This is a genomic window from Microbulbifer discodermiae, from assembly GCF_040742695.1.
In the GTDB taxonomy this organism is placed as follows: domain Bacteria; phylum Pseudomonadota; class Gammaproteobacteria; order Pseudomonadales; family Cellvibrionaceae; genus Microbulbifer.
In genome coordinates, this window is sequence record NZ_JBFLAB010000011.1 from 38,632 (window position 1) to 61,253 (window position 22,622).

The following is a 22,622-nucleotide window of genomic DNA, read 5'->3' on the forward strand; positions in this document are numbered from 1 at the left end:
CGTCTGCCCATATTCACTGTCAGGGGATAAGTGTAGCCAAGCCCCTGCGCCCTACCGGCAACTGCTCAACCAGCAGTTGCCTCCCGCTGCGGACCGGACAGCAACAACAGCAGTGGAATAGCGGCGAGGCTGATCCACATCAGCAGTTGGAAATCGTTCACATAGGCGATCTCCGCCGCCTGGCGACTGACTTCCTGTACCACCTGCGCCGGCAGCGCCGCCAATGCCTCTCCCGTGGCAGTGTCCGAGAGCTCCAACGGAGGCTGCAGACGCGCACCCAACTGCTGCTGGTTCACCCACAGATTGCGCGTCAATACCGCCGTCACCACGGACACGCCGATACTGCTGCCGAGGTTGCGCGACAGACTGAACAGTGCCGTCGCCTCCCCCCGCAGCGCCGCCGGCAGGGTCGCGTAGGCGAGGGTGGAGATGGGCACGAACACCAGTCCCAGACCCGCACCCTGCAGCAGCCCGGTCCATACCAGCGCGGACTGGGACACCTGCAGGGTAAAGCCGGACATCCAGTGCAGTGACAGGCTCACACACAGGATACCCACCAGGATCAACAGCCGGCCGTCGATAAACCGCAGCAGCCGCCCCACCACCAGCATCGCCGCCATGACTCCCAGTCCCCGCGGCATCATCACCAGGCCAGTGGTCACTACCGGATAACCCTTCCACTGCTGCAGGTATGAGGGCAGCAATGCCAGTGTGGCCAGCAGGATGATGCCGACCACAAAGATAAACACCAGCCCCGAGACATAGTTGCGATCGCGAAACAGTCCGGGGGACAGGAAGGGCGTTTTGGTGGTCAGGGAGTGGACCAGGAACAGATACAAGCCCAGTGACGCGGCTATTCCATAAACCTGAATTTCCAGCGATTCAAACCAGTGCACCTGCTCGCCGCGGTCCAGCAACAGTTGCAGGGCACCCACCGCCAGGGCCAGCAGGCCAAAGCCCAGGGCATCGAAGCGCGGCGCCTCTTTACGGTCCTCGGGCAGATACAGATAGATGCCTATCAGCGACAATATGCCCAGGGGCAAATTGATATAGAAAACCCAGCGCCAGGAGTGATACTCGGTGAGCCAGCCTCCCAGGGTTGGTCCCAGGACCGGCCCGATCATAACCCCCAGACCCCAGATACTCATGGCGGACGCATGGCGCTCCCGGGGAAAGGTATCCAACAGCGTGGCCTGGGACAGGGGCACCAGCGCCGCGCCAAAAACACCCTGTAACAGCCGCCACAGTACCATCTCGTCGAGACTGGAGGCCTGGCCACACATGGCGGAGGCAGCGGTGAATCCGGCCACCGACCACAGAAACAGGTTGCGGCGGCCAAAGCGGCGGGACAAATAGCCCACCGGCAGCGTCATAATGGCTGCGGCCACGATATAGGAAGTGAGCACCCAGGTGATCTGATCACTGCCGGCGCCGAGGCTGCCCTGCATATGGGGCAGGGCCACGTTGGCGATGGTGGTGTCCAACACTTGGATAACGGTGGCCAGCATGATACTGACCGTGATCATCAGCTCATTGCCGCGCCGGCTGCCGGCGGCGGGCCCCACGCCTAGGGCCTGCTCACACTAACTGAGCCAACCCTTGGGGTTGCGACGGGAAAAGCGCCACCCTTCGTTACCTGTGGTTCATCTGGAGCAACCAAACCGCTCTCCTACTGCCTCGATTGGCGCGTTTTCTATCACAACAAGGCCAATCCAGTTAAAGCACCACCCGGTCTTTTTCATCCGTGGCGGAACGGGCCGAAACCACTGTGTCGTCCTCACTGGTATCGATGCGTACCTGGGCGCTCATACCCGCACGCAACGGCGGCGCATCCTGGACCGGGTAAAGACGCAGGCGCACCGGTACCCGCTGCACCACCTTGACCCAGTTGCCACTGGCATTCTGTGGTGGGATCAGCGCAAACTCACTGCCGCTGGCAGGACTCAGGCTCTCCACCTGCGCCTGCCAGGTAAAGTCCGAATAGGCATCCAGGGTCACTTCGGCCTGTTGGCCGGCGCGCACCCGCGCCAGCTGGGTCTCCTTGAGGTTTGCCTCCACCCAGATACCCTTCGCCGCCAGCATACTGATCAGGCCGACACCGGCGCGGGCCATCTCACCCGCCTGGGGTACCTCATTGGCGATGACCCCATCTACCGGCGCCAGAATTCTGGTCTGCGTCAGTTCATAGCGCGCCTTGTCCAGCTGCGCCTGGGCCACTTTCAGGTCCGCCTGCGCCTCCAGTGGCGCCTGGGGATTGCCCCCCAACTCGGCCCGCAAACTGGCCAGCTTTTCACTGTTGATGGCAATCTTGGCCTGTGCCCGCTCCAGTTGCTGGCGCGAGTCGTCCAGTTGGGACTCGGACAGAGCCACCCGGCCCAGCTTCTCGTTGCGCTCCAGTTGGCGCCGGAAGTAGTCCGCATCGTTGCGCGCCTGTTGCAGAGTGGCCACCGCCTCCGCATAGTCGGCGCGGCGGGCCAACAGTCGATTGCGTATCTGGCTCAGGTGCGCCTCCGCTTCCTCCACCGCCAGTTGAAATGGTGTCTCGTCCAGCTGCAGCAACAACTCACCGCTGACCACCTGTTGATTCGCCTTCACCGCCACTGTGGCGATGACGCCGCTCACCTCCGATGAAAGCGACAGCTTGTCCGCCTTGATATAGGCGTTCTCCGTATATACGCTGCCGCGGCCACCAAACAGGCACCAGGCCGTCACCAGTGCCGCCAGCAGAATTCCGGCGGCAAACCCCAGGCGCCGGGGTGAAACCCGGGCCGCAACTTTCGTCCATTCTTTAATCACGCGAATATTCCTCCGCTCGGCCCCGCTCAGAGAACTCACGTCAGGTTGAGCCGCAACCGCCCCAGCAGCGTCTGCAGCAGTTGTATTTCTTCGGCCGAGAAGCCTGTCAGTGCCCTGGCCCGGGTCTTCAGCGCCAGATCGCCCAGCACCTGCAGCGCCGGTGTGGCGCTTTCAGTGAGAAAAATACGGAAGCAGCGGCGATCGCTGGGATCCTGGCGCCGCTCTATCAACCCCTCGTCCTGCAATTTATCCAGTTGTCGCGCCAGACTGATGGGCGCCACATCCATACGCTCGGCCAGCTCCGCCTGCTTCACTCCCTGGTCCCGCGCCAGCTGCCACAACACCTGCCAGCGCGAGCGGCTGAGGCCGTGGGCCCCGGCACGCCGGTCGAAGTCGCGCCGCATCAGGCGCGCGGCACTGTGGAGTTCGAAGCTCATTTTGGCCGCACTCTCTTGCACTGGCTGTTGCGGCTCCGGCTCGCCCAGGGCGCTTTCGTTGTCGATTTTCATAATATTCCCTTATTTTAATGGCGCGTATTATAAGCATCCTTATGATTTGCGCAAACCGACTAACTATATGTGCAGCGGCATCCGGAAATGGCGGGAAACAAGGAAGAGGGGAAAATACGGGAAACCCTGTGTGTCCCCAGGCAGGCACAATGGCGCCCAGGGCCCGGCGATGTCACCAACAGGGCAAGGGCCCGCGACGCCGAGCTGAAGGTACTGCAGTCACCACTATTGCAAGTGGACCCGGCATTGCACCCTGCCGGACCAGACCCGGCGACACGCGCCTTTTTTCTATTCCTCCTGGACAGCTTCGAGCTTTTGCGTCTCCCGAACCTGAAGAATGCGCCGGCTGTCCATTTCACCGCGGATGGTTACCCGGTCCCCGGACTTCATGCCCTTGCGTTTGAGTTCACCAGCGTCGAGAAAATAGTAGTTACCGCTCTGTTCATCCTTCAGGGAAAAGCGGCGCTCCACCTTCCCGCTCTCAAAGTCTTCGAAGATAAGCTCCTCCAGGGTTCCGGTAACCACCTCTTCCGCCTGGGCGAGGAGACTAAAAGCCAACCCTGCTGTCAGTGCCAAAACTCTAAACATACTCTGCACCCCGTCTATTTTCTGTCCCATTGAGCGGGCAATCAAAAGGTCCCCCGCTCTTCTTGTTAGTCGCCACCGCTGCAATACCAGCGCAAACCACCGGGCTGTCACTCGCCATAGGTAACGGTGATCACAGCCGACTGCCTGGCCGCATCCCTGGACTTGTAGGCGATACTGAGTCCGGCAGACTCATCGCTAAAACTGTCGCCGGGTTCTTTGAGTACAGCGACATGGTTGGAAGTTCTACCATTGAGATAGTGAACCGTCACTGAATGCTGAAAATGCGGCCGGGGATTGAGCACCTCATGGGCCACATGGTAGTTGACATAATAATAGCTTTGACCGTTGCGGCTGCCGGCGCTCGCCACCTTCACCTGCTGGGGCAGGTCGCCCGCGAGTTCACCGGCCGTCAGCTCAATTGCCTGTATCTCCAGATCCCGGGCGCTATTTGCCAGCCGCTCTACGCTGACGCTGTATTGCGGAAACAGGCTATACCATTCCAGGTAATCCCGGTGCGCGCCGCCAAAAAGCCGTGACTGGAAGCGATTGCCCATAAATGCGCCGTCGGTACCATACTCACTGTCGCCGCTATCCTCGACATCCCCGTCATTGTTGCTGTCCCAGCCGGCATGGCCCAGACCGATGTTGTGACCCAGCTCATGCCCCAGGATATTCTGGTCCGAAGACGAGACCACCATGCTCATCCCGCCTGTCACGCTGGCGATGCCGGTCCCCACCAGTCCCGCTGTCCTGGCGGCCTGTGGGTAGATAAACACCTGATGGCGCCAGTCGCGCAGATTCAAGGGCTGGCCCTGGTCGTCCACGAAGTTATCCCGCGCCCACTGATAGGCCTTGTCCCGCCAGGTAAACCCCCGGTCGGTATACTCGCCGCCGAGACCGGCGCGGTCCGCGGCATCCTGCATACTCAGAATACCGCCATTCTGACTGTCGGGAATATCGAAACTCAAACAGTCCAGGGAGCTCTCTTCGATACCCGGCTCCCCATAGCAGTAGTAATCCAGGGAATTGTCGTTGGTGCGATGGCGGAGGAAGCCCAACTGACCCAGGGAGTTTTTCCGGTAACTGTTGTCCAGCGAATCCACGTCGTTAAATACCATATCCGCGATATCCGCCATACTGGCCCTGTCCGTCGCCGACCCGTCGGAAAAATTCATCAGCACGAACACAATAGTGTTTTCCGTCGCCTCCAGGGTGGAAACAGAAAAGACCACCGTCTGCTCTGAACCATCACTCAGTGTAAAAGTGACGGAGTCCGTTGCGGACTCACCGGCATTGAGGCTGTCCACGTTGCTATTCAGGCTATATTCCCAGGCGCCGCCTGCGTCCAGCCGGAAATCGCCGTAACTGCCGGAAACGACACCCGGAGTGAATTCCGGAGTATTGCCGTCCACATCCTCCAGGGTCAGGGTGCCAGAAGCAAATGTCTTAGTGCCCGCGACCACCAACGCCAGGGGCGACTCAGGCTGAAAGCTGTAAGGATCGTCGTAGCCAGTGACCGATAGGGTAACGGTGGCAGTTGTGCCGCTGCCATCCACACCCACAGTAAACGCATCCACCACCTGCTCACCTCCGTCCAGGGGGTCCGCCAGTTCACTGTCCAGCGTATAGGTCCAGCTGCCATCCGCAGATGTCTCCAGTTCACCGTAAAGTCCCTGAAAGTGACTGGCCTCAAAAGCTCTGCCGCCATCGGCACTGTCCACAAGCCTGCCGGAGGCTGTGGTTGTGGTGTTTTCCACCACACTGCCCTCTCCACCACTGATTACACTGGTTGGAACCTCTTCAGCATCATCCCCATTGTCTGAACTACCACCACCGCCACAGGCGACAAGGAGCGCGGACAGGCTGCATAAGGCGAATGACTTCAAGGGCTTGTTCATAGCGGTTCCGACCAATCTGGTTGTATGCGACAGGATCAGAGCAAAATTATAGGGAGGCCCTCCGGGCTGTTCTGTGACGCCGGCTACAGATTGCCAAATCGACAGAGCGGTTGACAGGGCCTGTTAACCTGGCAACCCAATGGATGATTACTCATCGATTGGATTGCCGCCCCGGGGTTTAAACTGTCATTTATGCTGAAATTTCTTTGACATGGAGCTATGTAAACCTTGCGGCATAAAAGTTCCCGAAAAATCCGCTATCCGAAGAAGGGCGGTGTCCGGCAGTGAGCCAGGATTTGTGATACAGGTCCAGCAACAGGACCATGGAGTTCTACCAATTCCCTTCCATCCGATGCCCCAAAGGCATAAATGCTACCTACCCTACTGCTTGCGCTTCGAGCATCGCCTCATACCGGCAAACTCCCGATGCAGCTATTGGACAATAATCTTCTGCTCAACTAACGTAATTAGGGGCTGGGCTCATATACGAAGGAGATTGCAGATGAAGAGGGTTCACTCACTGTCCGAATTGCAATTAGCCATAGAAAAGAAAGAAAAGGACATACGGATAGAAGGAACCATATCCGACGTTGGCGTGCTGGTACTTGGCGACAGCCAGTGCCTTTCCGGCGGGCGCCTTGAATTTAAGTCCAAAGGCCTTGGATTGACGTCGAATAATATCTTAAAGAATATCATCATAGTTTGCCCTCCGGTCGAGCAGGCCATCTGGAATCACCCCGAAATCGAGGATTTCGGAACACTGTCGATGAATCATGTTCAGACTTATGGCCAAGTCAATATTATCGCAGCACAGGGCTTCCACAAGGGCACTCTAGTGGCTGAAGACGTCCATGTGGTTGAAGCCGATGTTAGAGGTCGGGAACAGCGCCCGTTTAAGTATGCTGTGGAGACCCTGCAAGGTGGATTTAACGTATGGAATCGCTGCCCCGAAAATACGGAATTGACGGTTCGTTTAACCAATATTGCCATTTGCACCCAGGCGACGCCGGTTCGAGGTAGTGGAATATTCGTATCTGGCTATTCGGAAAGCAGTGGTGCAGGAGGCATCGTTAAAGGAAAGGAGATATCAACAAAGAAAATATTTACCGATGGGGGTATATCACCGGCAACACCCAACCTGATTAGTGGCGGGGTATTCATTTGTTACGGCAGCTTTTTTGAGAAAGTGGTGAATAAGGAAAGAGTAGTCACTTTCGGCCCTAACGATATGGTGCTCGACCTGTGGGGCGATGTCAAAAACTGGCATGTTTTAGACCAACTGCTCTCCTATGGCCCCAGCGCAATAGGGTTTGTGAACTTTGGCAATATTGACAAACTTAAAATCGATGCAGAGATTATCACAAGGGGCGATGGCTCACGGGGTTTTAACCTGTATGACGGCTCTCTGCAGGAACTCGAAATCCATTCAATCACCACTCATGGCGACGGTAGTGTCGGCCTTCAGATCAGCAAGCCACTCAATCGCATCACCATTTGCGAAGATGTCAAAACCTACGGCCAGTCCGGTTCCAGCCTGGTCAAGGGTGTTGTCGTTAACCTTAAAGCCATTGCGGTAAGTATTAAAGAAGGGGGTATTGTGGAAGAACTGAATATTGGAGGATCGCTGATTTCGATGGGGGATGATACACCCACCCTTGAAGTTAATGGAGAAATCAAATCAATAAACGTGGGGGAAGAGATTGTTGCATTCGGCAAAGGTTCCAATGCAGTGTCTGTCGCGAAAAATGTAACTTTTGAAGCTTCCGGGGTTAACAGGCGGGAACGGCACCCGCGATAGCCTTTGTTTACTCATTATTTGCAGAATGACACAATAGAACTTATAGAGCAACCATTAAAAATGGTCGAGATTTTAAATAAAACCTAAAAACATAAAAATTTATTTTTCGAAACCGGATTTAATACCACTATAGCTTACCCCCGTTAAAGCTCGGTAACTCTAGCAGGCTGTTGAAATTCGAAGAATTTCGACGCCTGGTACCGGAATATGGATGTTCCGGCAAAATCGACGACTCTTAAGTCGTTGATTTTGGGAGAAAAGTGAAAATCACATTTTTCGCTTTTCGTGTTTTCAAACAGGCAGGATGCCTTTTTCAACAACCTGCTAGGCTTCCCCCTGAATGGGATTCGTATTAAACATATAAACGCGAATAAGCCACTCCCCATTTATCTTCTGCAAAACAAACAACTCCCGGTTTAGATCTATGGAGGTATACCCTGTTTTTATATTCACCACCGTGGCGCCGCGCTCATGGTGGGTACGCACAAAAGCCATATTTCCATGAACCTCAATACTGTCAAATTGAAAATTCGTTTCAAATTTTTCCTCTTCAAACAGACGCTTATATCGCTTGCGCCGCTCTTCAGTGGTATCATCCGTCGGCTTATTATTCCATTGGGAATAACTTTCAGGGGAAAACAAGGTTAGAATTGTTTTTGTATCTCCTGAATTCAAAGCCGTTTGATATTTCAAAATCAGATCATAAATCGCATTTTGCTCTTTGGCGACATCGGGGTCATCAGAGCGCAGCTCCTCAGGAAAGGATTCCGCAGAAACAAAATTGACAGCAAAAGCAACCAAAAGGGAAAGGAATAATTGCCGGACAAACATTAAGCATTACCACCGTCTATAGTGCCAAAACAGGAAAACCTCTCTGATTGTGCATAATATAGCACCTCAGATCTTATTTGCCTGCACTTCTAAATATCAAATGACCCTTCTATTTTCACAGAATAATATCGCGCCATCGAATATATTTTCTCTTCTAAGCTTGATCGATATGCGTAGAAATTTATTTATAAGTTATTTCAGAACGAAAATAACTTAAAATTTCGCTCGCGAGATTTCACAGAAATTCCGCTTTGCAAATATTAAGCTAACGGCTTGGCACAGGCTTACACTCCAGACTGGATCTATCCCAGCCCAGGCTATCAGCGGCTGCCTCATAGGTGCTTTGCAGAAACTCCAGTAGCATTTCGTCAGGAGATGCCGCTGTTCGTACATCCTCGTAGGAAAGAATAAATTCACCCACTTCGCTGGAATAGTAGGCCTCCGGCGGTGCAACTTTGGCTTTGGGGAATTCCCCCCGTGTGGGATAGGCATAGGAGTAGAAGGATGGCCCCTTGATTGGGCCTCCGCCCAACCAAAATCCGGCACTACTTACTTCGTGGGAATAGGCTTCCTGGGCCACCCAGTCCGGGCAGTGTGCAACATGCCCCGGATGAACCGGCGCCTCTTTACCGGAAAATCGTGTTACTGCCAGGTCGAAACTGCCCCAGAAAAAGTGGATAGGACTGCATTTTCCCATAAAGCGCGCGCGAAACTCTTTGAAAACCCGATCAATCTGTACCAATGCGCGCCAAAAGCGGGTGGCGAATTCCCGGTCATAGTGACAGTGCTTGGTATCCTTTTCGAATGGAATTCCATCACTTACTTCACTCGGTACGGTAAAGATTTTTATATCCAGCCCAAGTTTCTCGAGCACCCCGACAATATCCCCATAGAAGTCGCAAACAGGCCGGGGCTCCAGGGCTATAGACTCCTGCCCCCCATCCGTTGTCTGGATCACCAGCAGGTGGTCGAGCAGGTTGAAGTTGACTTCAAATGCCTTGCCATCATAGGGAACCAGGGACGAGCTGAGTCCCCGCGCTGTCATATAGAGGGGGACATGCCAGGAGTGGTTTGTCCAGGGTGTTTGTGCCAGTCGGATCTTGCCAACAATTTGAGTCAACATATGGAGGGTTGCTGCCGTATCCGATCCACTTTTTAAGGAGAGATCCGGCCAGTCTGCGGTATGGGACCGGTTTGGCAAGCTCATAGTCAATTCAGCCTCCTGCTATTTTGAGCTACACCAGTGTAGTACAAATCGGGCAGCTCAAGGCACAGTGGCAATCTGGCGCTCTATTGGGCTATATACGCTTTGGAGTAGTGCAGACTGTGTGCTAAAAAGCGACAATTCCCTAACTCCTCTCCAAACTTACAATAAAGTACTTCAACGCTCATTCACTTTATCAGCCCGAAAATCCGGACAGCACAGGGCTCATAACCTTTCCGGCGCAACAGGTCTCGCGATACCCCGGACGGGAAACAGAAGGGGGCCTGTGCAGTAGATAGACATCCGTTGTCGGCGCCAGATCACAGGGTGGAGGTTTTTCAGCAAACAAGACAAAGTCCACGGCGAGCGGCGGACTTTGTCTTTGCAGTGGAAGGGGTACGATTTGGAGTTATCGTTTACTCTGTCAATTGATAGCGGCTACTTGAAGATTAAACTCCACTACCCTAACAGGCTGCTGAAAAAGGCATCCTGCCTGTTTCAAAATACCAAAAGCGAAAAATATGATTTGCACTTTTTTCCCAAAATCAACGGTTTGTGCGTCGCCGATTTTGCCGGAACATCCATATTCCGGCAGCAAGTTAGGTGTCGAAATTCTTCGAATTTCAACAGCCTGCTAAGGAGCCTGGACCAGACCGGCTCCATAATCATCGTCGTTGCCGGGCTTGCCCAGGTCAGCGGATAATCTGGCCATCCTGGCTTCCACTTGCGCGGGGTGCATTTCGCCACCATTCTCCTGAATGATAAGCGCTGCCACTCCTGCGGCGTGGGGGGAGGCCATACTGGTGCCCACTGACCAGTACCAGCCACCGTTGCCGGTACTGAAAACAAAGTCAAATACTCCGCAAAACTGTACGACGCCTGCCACTTGGCACACATCGTTATTTTGCTGAAAGTACTCGGGATCGCCACCCGGTGCGGCAAAATCGATCAGGGACTGGCCATAGTTGGAGTAGATGGCCAGTTGATTCAAATCGCTGTTGCCCGCAGCCCATCCCCTCGGTCCGGTTGCGGAAATAGAAATGACATGCGGGGAATCGGCGGGCAGGGTAATGGTATCTCTATCTTTGTCACCGTCCCTGGCGTCATTGCCGGCAGAGGTGATAATGGTCACACCGGCCTGATAGGCGTAGTTGGTGGCTCGGGACATCAAAGTTCTGAGTGCGGCGGCCCCCTCCACGCTGGTGGGAAATGAAGCTCCCAGGCTCATATTAATCACGTCCGCACCCATATTGGCGGCGTGTACTATAGCCGCAGCCACATCGCCAAATGATCCGGTACCCGCATCGCCCAGTGCCTTTAACAGAATTAAAGTCGCTTCCGGCGCAACTCCAATAACGCCAAAGCCATTGTCTGCCGCAGCCACAGTGCCCGCCACATGGGTGCCATGGCTAAAGGTATCGGCCGGGGCGTATTCGAGTCCCTCGCCGGTAAAGTCCATACTGGCAGCCAAGTCGATATTGGGCATCAGATCCGGGTGATCGAGATCATAGCCACCGTCAATCACCGCGACCCTTACGCCATTACCGGTTACACCTTTGTTCCAGGCTTCCGGAGCATTGACTGCATCATGCCCCCACTGCAGATCAAAGTAGAAATCATCGTCACCGCTGTTGGGTGGATTGCCCACATCATCGAACCCAGGGCCCTCGGTAGCCACGGGCAACTGAAAGTCAAACGTGGAATTGGCCCCCACATACTTGACGCCCGAAATTGTATTGGCGTGCGCACCAAATTCCGCATCGGCCTCCACCAGTAAAATACCAATTTCCGGGACTGCCCTTTGCACCTGGCCCCCGGCTGCCTGAATATCGCTGAGCGTATCCTCCTGGATACTATTGCCATGGGATACCAGCACCCAGGAATCTGCCTGGGCTGAGACAGAAATCACCGAGGAGAGAGCAAGCGAAGAAAATAGAGCAATACAGCTTCTGTTAAACATACAACCTCCGGTCAAAGTAGTTGTTTTTGGCTTCCCTATTGCAAACTACTGGGAGATGATTTTTCAATTGTGCGGCTATAGCGATTGCCGGATGAATTGCATCAGATGTCGCCAATGATCGAGTAGTGACAAACCCGAATAACCAAAAAAATTTCAAGCACTGAGAGCCCAGCCCTCTTCCATGTAACAGCGGCACACCCAACACAATCAAGCTATCTAACCCGGAGCAGATATTGGAAGTAAATGCATCTCACACTAAAAGCAATATAGAGTGTTATTTTTTTATATTTTTAGGATAGAAATTAGAAGGTCGGCGCACGATTCTTTTAATGTGAAGTATGCAAGACTCTGATTTGCACATTTGTTCCAGTCGTAAAGTTTTCGGCTAGAGTTGATATTTTCGTGAAATTATTGACAAGTATAATTTTACTTCAACACTGACGTTTCCGGCCCACGGAACGGAGACTCTTAAACACCGAAACTTAAAGTGCGTCTGCATAAGCTACCAAATTGCAGAGGGTTATTGGCGTGAGGCTGAAAAGGTAACAACGCCCAACAAACTTCAATTCTGTCGCAGAAATATTGTTTACAATTCCTTTTCCAATACCCAGTCACCGGGCAGACAATTGCTCTCCGGCCCCAGCATGGATTCATATTTCCGGTGAGCCTACAGCAGCTTATTAAAAACAGGGATGCTCGGGTCGCAAACCAGGCATATAACTGTTTGATTTGTCGTGGAGGGCTTGCGGGTACGTTCCGCAAACCCGGGTCGAGGAAAGCCTGGCAAGGTTTTGCAACAATCTTTCAAGACTGGCACATAACCATAGCGACAACTCCAAGCGGAACACTGCTTTGTACCTGGCAGTCCGGAGGCTACCGGTTATCCGTTGTAATCGTCACAGCGCCGCCTGGTGCAGCCTATTCACTCCATCACTGTTATCCGGTCCACTTTCTGGAAGCCGCGCGGCAGTTTGTTGCCACGGCGACCGCGCTCTCCCTGGTAGTACTCCAGTTCACTCATTTTGATTTTGGTGTGGCGTCTGCCAGCGTGAATTACCAATTGTGCACTGCCTTCCAAAACCGCAATGCCCACTACAGTTTCCTCACGGCTGGCAGCCCGCGCAGACGGAATATTGATAATCTTATTACCTTTGCCCTTAGCCAGTTCCGGCAGTTCCGCGACCGGAAACACCAGCATACGGCCCTCATTGGTCACTGCCGCCAGCAGGGCCGAGGCCGGGTCTTCGACATTGCAGGGAGGCAATACACGGGCACCCTTGGGTAGGGTCAACAGCGCCTTGCCGGTTTTGTTGCGCGATTGCAGGTCCGCGAACCTGGCGACAAAACCGTAACCGGCATCACTGGCCAGCACCACACGCTGATTTTCGGCCCCCATCAACAACCCCTCGAAGGTGGCACCGGAAGGCGGATTGATGCGCCCGCTGAGCGGGTCCCCCTGACCGCGCGCCGAGGGCAGCGTGTGGGAGGCGATGGAATAGCTGCGGCCGCTGCTGTCCAGCAATAACACCGGCTGGTTGCTCTTGCCGCGGGCGGCGAACTTGAACCCGTCGCCCGCCTTGTAATTGAGTGCAGAGGGATCTATCTCGTGGCCCTTGGCGGCGCGGATCCAGCCCTTCTCCGACAGCACCACCGTAATCGGGTCGGAGGACAACAGCTCCTCCTCGCTGAAGGCTTTGGCCTCAGTTCGCGCGACAATGGGCGAACGGCGCTGATCGCCGAACTCTTTGGCGGCCTCCAGTAGTTCCCGCTTGATCAGGGTCTTCAGGCGGCGCGCACTGCCGAGTGTTTTGCTAAGCGTATCGCGCTCCTTCTCCAGCTCCGCCTGCTCGCTGCGGATCTTCATTTCCTCCAGACGCGCCAACTGGCGCAAGCGGGTATCGAGGATATAGTCCGCCTGTGCCTCGCTGAGCTGGAAGCGGTCCATCAATTCCCGCTTTGGCTCGTCGCTGGTGCGGATAATCTCAATCACCTCATCGATGTTGAGGAAGGCAACCAGTAAACCAGCCAGCAGGTGCAGGCGCTTTTCCACTTTGTCGAGGCGAAACTGCAACCGGCGACGGGTGGTGACGGTGCGGAAACTGAGCCATTCCCCCAGGATCTTGTCCAGCGGTTTTACCTGGGGCCGGCCATCGATGCCAATCATATTCAGGTTGACGCGGTAGCTCTTTTCCAGGTCGGTGGTGGCGAACAGGTGACTCATCACCTGCTCCAGATCGACGCGGTTGGATTTGGGCACTATCACCAGGCGGGTGGGGTGCTCGTGGTCCGACTCATCGCGCAGATCGGTAATCATCGGCAGCTTCTTGCCCTGCATCTGCTGGGCAATCTGCTCCAGTACCTTGGCGCCGCTCACCTGGTGAGGCAGCGCGGTGATCACTATGTCGCCCTCGTCCCTGCTCCAGATCGCGCGCATCCTGATAGAACCGCGGCCGCGCTGGTAGACCTTCAGCAGATCCTCGCGAGAGGTGACAATTTCCGCTTCGGTGGGCATATCCGGGCCCTGGATATAGCCACAGAGTTCCGCCACCGAGGCTTTGGGGTTCTCCAGTAGCGCTACGGTAGCGTCGACCACTTCGCGCAGGTTGTGCGGCGGAATGTCGGTGGCCATACCCACAGCGATGCCGGTGGTGCCGTTCAGCAGGATATTGGGTACCCGCGCGGGCAGTACCATTGGCTCGTCGATAGTGCCGTCAAAGTTCGGCTGCCAGTCGACAGTGCCCTGCCCCAGCTCCGACAGGAGCACCTCGGAATACTTGCCCATGCGGGATTCGGTGTAGCGCATGGCAGCAAAGGACTTGGGATCGTCCGGCGACCCCCAGTTGCCCTGGCCGTCGATCAGCGGATAGCGGTAGCTGAAGGACTGCGCCATCAACACCATGGCTTCGTAGACGGCGCTGTCGCCGTGCGGGTGGTACTTACCGATCACGTCGCCGACGGTGCGGGCAGATTTCTTGTGTTTGGCGGAGTTCTTCAGCCCCAGTTCGCTCATGGCGTAGACGATTCGTCTCTGCACCGGTTTCAGGCCGTCGCCGATATTGGGCAGGGCCCGATCCAGAATCACGTACATGGAGTAGTCCAGGTACGCCTTCTCGGTGTACTCCTTCAGCGACAGGCGCTCGGAAGCCTCATAGACGGAAGTGTCGGTCATACTGCGTCGATCTCAATATAGGGTTCGCCAAAAGACGAATTATGGCGGCGATTGACGGAGGGTTCAAAGTGCAGGGCGGCGGGTCGCGCGGGAATACAGATATTCCCCGCGCCGATAGTCCCCCAAGCGGCGTCTGCACTGGGCTTTCACGGCTTCCCACCCCCAGGGCCGCCGGCGACGTTCTCAGCGGGAAAACTCCACCCGCGGCCGCCCGAAGTCCCCGCCGTCATAGTCCGGCGCACACTGAATAAACCGGTCCGGGAGTATACCGCCATCCAGCAGATAGCGGCTTACCGCCTGGCTCCTCTGCTCCGCCAGCCACTCGAACTCCCGATACTTGTCGGGGCTCGGCGCGCGGTAAAAACGCTCCCGCACCTTGCGCGCGGCGCGCAGGCTGACGGCCTGGCCGGGATAGAGTGCCTGCCAGTCGCGGGCATTGGCGATGCCGCACACCCCCGGGCGTGCCACCTGGTGCCTGCGCAAAATTTCAACCGCCCGCGCCAGTTGCGCTTTGGCGTCGTTATCCAGCTCTGCGCTACCGGGGGCAAAGTCCACCGGCGCTATGCGCACCCACTGGAATCTGGCCCAGGCCCGTTTCGCCAGGGTGTAAAAGCCCAGGGGTGTGAAATAGCTGAACAGGGTCTCGAGGATAGCCTGTTGCAGCAGGTGGCTGAAAATAAAGCTGAAGGAAAATTTCGGGTCGTACAGATCGCCGCTAACGGGCATGGAAAATTTGACGTTCTGCTGACCGTCCTCCAGCAACAGCAGGGCCACGTTGAGCGGTATCATGCTGGACTCCACCTGCAACTGGTCGCTGTCGCGCACCCGCCGTACCCGCGGCTTGTGCAGCGTGATGTCAACGCTGGCGTCCACCTTGTTGGAGCGGATTGCAATTTCGAACTGTGCGTCCATCTGCCCCTGCAAAATCTTAAACCCGAGCAGATTGGCAATATAAGGTGTGGCGGGAATCAGATTGGCGTTGAGCAGATAACCGCTGAGGCTCGCATCCCACTTTTTATTTGCCAGATAGTCGATTTCCCCCTGCACCTGCAGTTTCCCCTGCTGCCCCGGATGACCGCTGACGAACAGTCTCGCGGGCGCGTGGTGCGGGTAATTGCTGGCCCCGCGCAATAAAAGGTTTATGCCGTCCACCGGCACCCGGGCACCGAACTCACCCAAACGGTCCAGCCAGACAAAATTCCCCTCTTGCACCGCCAGTTCCTCCAGGCGATAGCGGAACCGCGGCCCCTCCGCCTTCCGCGCGGGCCTGTCCGCCCGGCTGTCCCCCCCGGTCAGCGCCGCAAAGCCGGCTCTCACCGGCAGATGTCCATCCCGGTCCCGCTCCAGTATCAATTTGGGCTGTCCCAGGGCGATACGGGACAGCTGCAGTGCCCGGCCGCTGCGCCCGTACCGCAGCTGTTCCATGCTCAAGCCCCCCACTTCGATGACCCAGGGATCCCGCTCAGCCTCAGCTCCGCGCGCTGGCCTGGCGATCAATTTTAAGTCTGCCGCCTGCAACAGGGCCAGTGTCAGCTTGTCGCCATCCCAGGAGAAGTCTTGCAACCTGGCGGACTGCAATTCCGACAGCTGCCATCCAGTGTGGTTTTGCAGCTGCAATTCCCCTAGCTGCAACTCCTGCAGGAAAAACTTCCCGCCGTCCGCCATACGCCCGTTCGCGGCCAGGCGCTCCGCGGACACACAGTGGTTCACCCGCGCAAAAACCCCATTGGGTATACAGCTTTCCAGATTTGCGACCCGCATGCCGCCCACTTCCACCCCCGCATCTCCAATGGTCAGTCGCGTCAGCGCCACTGCGCCCAATTGCAACAGCGGGGCGGGCAGGCCGAGTGGAGGATCGGCCTGGGTTACTTGAACTCCATCCACCGCCAGGTCGCGCACCACCAGTTGTGAGTCGGCGCGCTCCACAGCGGCGAAACGGACCGGACCAATCCGGTAACATGGGTGCATCCGCCGGCCCGCCGGGCCGACTAAGGTGGCGCAGCCGCGCAACTGAGTCAGGCTGCCGCTCAGTACCCGGTCCGCGCTCTGGTCCAGCACCGGCTGCTCCAGGTAGGCCTCTTCAATCCGCCAGGCATCCGAACCACTGCCGATACTGGCCTCACGCACGGAAATCACCCCGGTGGTCGAAAAAGGCGCTTCCAGGGACAGTGTCTGGATACCGGCCAGCCGTAACTCACTCAAGGCGGCACAGCGCCGCTGGCCACCGCTGGTGGAGGGCGGCAAACAACCGTCGAAGTCCCGCAGGGCAAAATCCTGCAGGCGGTAGCGGCTACCGCCGAGCCACTGCATCTGTTCCCAGGAAATACTTTTCAGCGACAACTGAGTTTCGTCGAGGCCGCTTGAACGGTAGACCAGCGGCGATGATTCCAGGGCCGCCAACTGCAGCGGTGGCAGGCCATCGATCAAGCCTATACGGCTGTCCGCCCGCAGGTGCAGACTCTGCATTTCCAGGCAGGCCTCCGGCGACTCGGTGGAGGGCCACCCGGCGCCGCCACATCCCCGCAGGTCCGTCAGCTGTACTGCGCCAAACCCGAGCGCCTGTGGGGACAGGGTAAGCGCGTCCACCGCGAGACCGGCGACACCCCAGGCCTCCTTATCCACCGCGGAGCGCAACTGTATGTCCGCCATTTCGAACCCGTTGTTCCCGGTACTGTTTAACTGTCGCAAACTCAAACAGTAGGGCGTCCCTTCCGTATCGCCGGCGGGCGGCAGACAGCCGTGCAGTTTTTCCAGTGAGAGTTTTTCCACCGCCAGTTCAGCGGGGCTGTCGCTCCGCCGATGCCAGGCCACCTCCAAGCGCGGCACCAGCAGCCGCTCCATACCCAGTAGCTCGGTGCCATCTATATCTGTCGCCCTAATAAGGTACACAGAGGATTCCGTCACCTTGGCGACCACCTGCTGGCGGCTCATCACAAGCGCAAATGGATTGCCAAAGCGGACGCGCCGCACCTCGACACAGCGAATACTGCCCGGCGTCGCCATGCCACCGGGTCGACAGGCTTCCAACTGCTGCAGGGACAGGTCCGGCGCTTCGAAGCGAAAGTCCCCGGGGGCATAACCCAGGCGCATTGCCGGCATACGCAACGCCTGCACTTCCAGCAGCTGCTCGCCACCGTAGCTGCGCGCCCTAGCCTCATCCAGCGACAACTCCGCCCCCTCCAGCGCAAAACCGGCTGCCGTATCCTCCCCCGCGCGGTTCCAGGCCAGTCGCAACGGCCGGCGCTGGTGCAGATTAATCAGGTCCATACAGGTGGGCATATGGGTAAAATCCCGGTACAAAGCCTCGGCCCAGCCCCGCGACAGGCAGCCGGACACCCGCGACAGGGACAGACTGTGCAGCTCGGCGCTGGGGTCCGCAATCGAACCAGGCCCACCGGCCGCCTTGCTGCCCCGGGCGCGGCGCCGCTCCAGCTCCTCCGGCAACAGGCCCTTTTCCGCCCCCGGCACACCGGCGTTGGAGCGAATCCCGGCCGCACCCGCAACTGTCCCGGACGCGAGCCCGGGGGAATGCTGCCAAAGGCCCTTGGCACCGGTCCGCACACGATAGAATCCCGCCCCGGTGTGGAGTTTCTCCACTAAAAGGCCCCCCTGGCCCCGCAAGCTATCGGCAAACAGCGCTCTTTCGGCGCGCAGTTCCCCCATTACCCAATAACCCCTGGCTCCCGGCTGCCAGACAAAGCCCCCATCGCCACTGAGCGCACTGACATCGGCACAGAGGGGCTCGTCGACCTGCCCCCAGATCCCGGCCGGTACACATCCCCGCAGCAGTTGCGCGGAAAAGTCCTGCAACAACAGAGGGCCCTCTCCGCGCATGGCATCAATCTGCCGCCAATGCAGCGCACGCAACTGCAACTGTGTTTCACCACCCTTTTGCAACCACAACCCGGCCAGCTGCAAGGGACCGCCGGACAGCCCCCAGGAGCTGTCTGCGGCCCGGGAGGGAAAACGCAGATCCAGACCTTCAGTCCCGTGCAAACTCTCCAGCCGCAGACAGTAAAAATCCCCCTGCGACAGGCGCCCCGGCAGACAGCCGGCGGCGCTGTCCAGGTCCAGTCCCGAGAGGGAGAGTTGACGGCTGGCGGCGCGGTAGCCGACACCCTCCAATTGCACGGCGTTGACGGTGAAGGGGTCGCTGTTGTCCCCAGCGACGTCCAGTACCTGCGTTCGCCGCAGGCGGCCGGGTCCCACCGCCACAAGGAGGGAATCCTTCCAGTCGAAGCTTACAGGAGCCGGCAGTTGCAGCTTGCCAGCGCGCACACAGAAATGCTGCCGGTGGTTGCGCCACTGTTTTGGACACCAGTCGAACTCCCGCGCCAGGCCGAGCTGCCAATCGAGTTTTTTTTGCGCGCGCACATAGGAAAAATCACCGATCGCCACCGAGCCGGCGCGCCAGTTCTGCCAGCGGCGGTTCTGGTAGCGCAGCACCAGGTCCCGCCCCTCGGCACTGTGCCAGCGCACCTCGGCGCCGGGACCAAAACCAAACTCAGCCCCCCCGCTGAGCTGCAACCGCCGGGCGGTGGCGCAGTGGCCGATCAAACGCCCCAGCGCCGGCAGTGCATCGGCCCAGCGCTGAGGCGGACAGCTGCCAAACCGGCTGAAGCGCGCATGGCCGACGGAGATCCGGTTGTCGGGCCGGGTAAAAAAACTTCGCGACAACTGCGCCCGCACCAGCACGGCGTCGGCCCTCCCGCTGCCCGCTTCCTCCGCCAGCAGGTCGCGCAGGTCCACTGCATCCGCGCCCAACTGCAGTTGCAAGCGCTGGTCGCCGCTGCGGCGCATGTCCAGCACCCAGTCTGCGGCGCTGAGTTGACCAACACCCACACAGCTCGGGGTGGACCACTGGGGTCGGTGTCGATAGCAAACACGGCTGTCGCGAATATCCAGCCGCCCGATCTCCAGGCGCAGGTTGCGGTCGCGCCGCTCGCCGCCCGGCACCAGCGACCAGCCACCGATATCCCAGGCCCGTCCAAATTCACTGGGGCTGGACTCCAGTTCCATGGATACGCCCCGCAGGTAGACCTGCTGTGCGCGCAGGCGCCCGCGCAACAGTTGCCACCAGCTGTAATCGAGCATCAGCTCGCGGGCAGTGAAGCGCTTCCCCCTTGCACCGCGCACAGACACCCCCTGCATCTGCACACGCAATTCGGGCAGAAACAACTGCTGAGACCCCACTTCCAGCGTCAGGCCGCGCTGTTCCAGCCAGGCTTCCAGACGGTTCACCAACAGGGCGCCGGCCATAATGTTTAGGATGCCGACCACCAGCAACAGACCCAGGAGCCACCACAACAGGCGCACATGACGGTGTGTCGAATTAGCCATATAGGGTGTTGGCATTATCAGTTAAGGCTTACAGAAATGAATTTCACGCAAGTCGCGGCTGCACTTGTGCCACTTAATTAAAGACCAGCGCCACTGGGGCCACCGCTTCCTTTTCGCCATAATGCACCCGCACTTGTGGCGACCCCTGTGGCAGGTGCCGAACCGATCGAACCCAGACGGAGACGACAGTTGATGCAGGCGCACCCAAATTATCAGGACCTGGTCCTCGTAGGCGGCGGACACGCCCACGCCATAGTGCTGCAGATGTGGGCCATGAACCCGCTGCCGGGCGCACGCCTGACCCTGGTTTCGCCGCAGATACAGACGCCCTACTCCGGCATGGTGCCGGGCCTGATCGCGGGGCACTACGAGTTCGACCAAACCCATATCGATCTGATGCGGCTGTGTCGGGCGGCGGGAGCGCGCTTTATCCGCGCGGCGGCGGAGCATATCGATCCGGTGCGGAGGAGAATTCACCTGCAGGGGCGCCCGGAGCTGGAATACGACCTGCTGTCGCTGGACGTGGGCTCGACGCCGGTGCAGAACCTGCCCGGCGCTGAGCACGCCACTCCGATCAAGCCCGTCGGCCGTTTCTATGCCCGCTGGCAAAGCCTTCAACAGCGGCTGAGGGAAAACCCCACCCCCACCAGCCTGGGCGTCGTCGGCGGCGGCGCCGGCGGTTGCGAACTGGCCATGGCCCTGGCCTGGGCACTGCGGGAACCTGTGGAGACCGGCGCTGTGCAGGTCCACCTGATTCACTCCGGTGAACAGATACCGCAAGGCTATCCGCCCATGGCCCGCAGGCAGGTGGCGCGGGAAATGACCCGGCTAGGGGTGCACGTCCACCGCAACTGGAAGGTGTCCGCCATCACCGCCGAGGGCCTGGTCAGCGACAGCGGCGAGCTGCTGCAACTGGATGAGGTGCTGCTGTGTACACCGGCCGGTGCGCCGGCCTGGCTGGCGAACTCGGAACTGGAACTGGATCAGCGCGGCTTTGTTCTGGTGGATACGCAGCTGCGCGCACTGGGGCAGCCGACGGTTTTCGCCGTCGGTGATGTGGCCAGTTTTGCCGCCTCTCCGCTGCCCAAGGCGGGGGTCTATGCTGTGCGCCAGGGACCTGTGTTATTTCACAATTTGCGCGCCGCCCTCACTAATCGTCCTATGCGGCAATACCGCCCGCAACAGCGCTTTCTGAGCCTGCTGTCCTGCGGCGGCAGGCGCGCGGTCGCGGTGCGCAACGGACTGGCGTTCGCGGGTGAACTCCCCTGGCGCTGGAAAGACGCCATCGATCAAAAATTTATGCACCGCTTCAGCGATCTGCCGGTGTCGATGAGTGAGTCCACCGCCGGGGCGGCTCAACCGCGCCACCGGCAGAGCATCGATCAGCGGGAGGGAGTCAGTCTGGCGGCTATGCGCTGCAACGGTTGCGGCGCGAAAATCGGGGCGGGAGTTCTGTCCGCTGCACTCCGGCGTCTGCCCCGGCAACAGTCGCGTTACCTGCTGCGTGGAGCCGGCGATGACGCCGCGGTAATGGAGCTGCCCCCGGGCCAGCTGCTGGTACAGAGTTCCGACCAGTTGCGGGCGCCGGTCAGCGACCCCTGGCTATGCGGCCGCCTGGCGGCGCTGCACGCACTTTCGGACCTGTTCGCAATGCACGCTCAGCCCATTGCCGCCCAGGCACTGGTGACCCTGCCCGCCGCCGCTGCGGAACTCACCCAGCGGGACCTGTACCAGTTACTGCGGGGGGCAGTGTACGAACTCAACCGACACCACTGTGTCCTGAGCGGCGGCCACTCCGCGGAAGGCACGGATCTGCAACTAGGTTTCACAGTGAATGGACTGGCGCAGCCGGGTGGGGTTGTAGAGAAGACCGGATTGCGTGCTGGCGATTGTCTTATTCTCACCAAACCCCTGGGAGTCGGCACTATTTTCGCCGCTGAGGGACAGGGCCAGGCACAGGGCCGCTGGGTCGCCCGGGCGATCGATTCCATGCTGCAAAGTAACGACACGGCCGCCCGCGTTTTCGCTGCCCACAGCGCTCACGCCATGACCGACGTCACCGGCTTTGGACTCTTGGGACACCTGCTGGAGATGCTGGGCGACCGGGTCGATTTGCGCGTGACGCTGATTGCGGACCGGCTGCCGCTGCTGGAAGGCGCAGCCTATTGCATCGAACAGGGCTGGCTGTCCAGCCTGGCGCCACAGAACGCTGAGGCCATGGACCGCATTGCCAACCCCCGGGAGTGGCAGTGCATACCGCAGGCCGCGCTGTTGATAGACCCGCAAACCTGCGGTGGGTTGCTGGCAGCGGTGCCTGCGGCCGGGGCGGAGGCATGCCTGCGGGAATTGCACCAGGCGGGACTGGAAAGCGCCGCCATTGTAGGATGTGTCACTGAAATCAACCAGGCCGACCGGGAGGATGACACATCCAACCAGCGGCCTGTACGGTTACTGCGCAGCGGCGACTGGCGGCAGCTGCTAACCCACAATTACCCCCCCAGCCGGTGAGGTAAGGCAGGCCCGGACCCC

The 22,622-nt window shown here is 58.3% G+C and carries 12 protein-coding genes; 2 read left to right on the plus strand and 10 right to left on the minus strand.

What is annotated here, in order from left to right:
* Positions 1-65 precede the first annotated feature (65 nt).
* The 5 genes from AB1S50_RS06070 to AB1S50_RS06090 form a co-directional block, all read right to left on the minus strand.
* On the minus strand, positions 66-1,565 hold the full coding sequence (locus tag AB1S50_RS06070; protein WP_367149619.1) for a DHA2 family efflux MFS transporter permease subunit: 1,500 nt from the start codon (positions 1,563-1,565) through the stop codon (positions 66-68).
* A gap of 151 nt (positions 1,566-1,716) precedes the next feature.
* Positions 1,717-2,796 carry an HlyD family secretion protein gene (locus tag AB1S50_RS06075; RefSeq protein WP_367149620.1) on the minus strand — a complete coding sequence of 360 codons (1,080 nt, stop codon included), beginning with the start codon at positions 2,794-2,796 and terminating at the stop codon, positions 1,717-1,719.
* Between the two features lie 35 nt (positions 2,797-2,831).
* A complete protein-coding gene (locus AB1S50_RS06080) occupies positions 2,832-3,305 on the minus strand; it encodes a MarR family winged helix-turn-helix transcriptional regulator (RefSeq protein WP_367149621.1) in 474 nt (157 codons plus the stop codon).
* A 288-nt stretch (positions 3,306-3,593) separates the two neighbouring features.
* The gene (locus tag AB1S50_RS06085) at positions 3,594-3,893 is read right to left on the minus strand and encodes a hypothetical protein (RefSeq protein ID WP_367149622.1); all 300 of its coding nucleotides are present in this window, start codon (positions 3,891-3,893) and stop codon (positions 3,594-3,596) included.
* Positions 3,894-4,000: 107 nt separating this feature from the next.
* Complete coding sequence (locus tag AB1S50_RS06090) at positions 4,001-5,791, minus strand: VCBS domain-containing protein (protein WP_367149623.1); 1,791 nt, start codon at positions 5,789-5,791, stop codon at positions 4,001-4,003.
* Positions 5,792-6,293: 502 nt separating this feature from the next.
* Between AB1S50_RS06090 and AB1S50_RS06095 the strand changes: the two genes are divergently transcribed.
* Complete coding sequence (locus AB1S50_RS06095; protein ID WP_367149625.1) at positions 6,294-7,589, plus strand: hypothetical protein; 1,296 nt, start codon at positions 6,294-6,296, stop codon at positions 7,587-7,589.
* A gap of 324 nt (positions 7,590-7,913) precedes the next feature.
* On the opposite strand, the gene AB1S50_RS06100 is transcribed toward AB1S50_RS06095, so the two are convergent.
* The 5 genes from AB1S50_RS06100 to AB1S50_RS06120 form a co-directional block, all read right to left on the minus strand.
* A complete protein-coding gene (locus tag AB1S50_RS06100) occupies positions 7,914-8,420 on the minus strand; it encodes a YybH family protein (RefSeq protein ID WP_367149627.1) in 507 nt (168 codons plus the stop codon).
* A 265-nt stretch (positions 8,421-8,685) separates the two neighbouring features.
* The gene (locus AB1S50_RS06105; RefSeq protein ID WP_367149629.1) at positions 8,686-9,627 is read right to left on the minus strand and encodes a DUF5996 family protein; all 942 of its coding nucleotides are present in this window, start codon (positions 9,625-9,627) and stop codon (positions 8,686-8,688) included.
* A gap of 631 nt (positions 9,628-10,258) precedes the next feature.
* On the minus strand, positions 10,259-11,584 hold the full coding sequence (locus tag AB1S50_RS06110; RefSeq protein WP_367149630.1) for a S8 family peptidase: 1,326 nt from the start codon (positions 11,582-11,584) through the stop codon (positions 10,259-10,261).
* 922 nt (positions 11,585-12,506) lie between these two features.
* Positions 12,507-14,753 (minus strand): DNA topoisomerase IV subunit A, encoded by a 2,247-nt coding sequence (parC, locus tag AB1S50_RS06115; RefSeq protein ID WP_367149631.1) that lies wholly within the window; start codon positions 14,751-14,753, stop codon positions 12,507-12,509.
* A 183-nt stretch (positions 14,754-14,936) separates the two neighbouring features.
* Positions 14,937-20,093, minus strand: a complete 5,157-nt coding sequence (locus AB1S50_RS06120; RefSeq protein WP_367149633.1) for a DUF748 domain-containing protein — start codon at positions 20,091-20,093, stop codon at positions 14,937-14,939.
* A 192-nt stretch (positions 20,094-20,285) separates the two neighbouring features.
* Here AB1S50_RS06120 and selD point away from each other — a divergent pair, with 192 nt between their 5' ends.
* Positions 20,286-22,601, plus strand: a complete 2,316-nt coding sequence (gene selD / locus AB1S50_RS06125; RefSeq protein WP_367149634.1) for a selenide, water dikinase SelD — start codon at positions 20,286-20,288, stop codon at positions 22,599-22,601.
* Positions 22,602-22,622 lie beyond the last annotated feature (21 nt).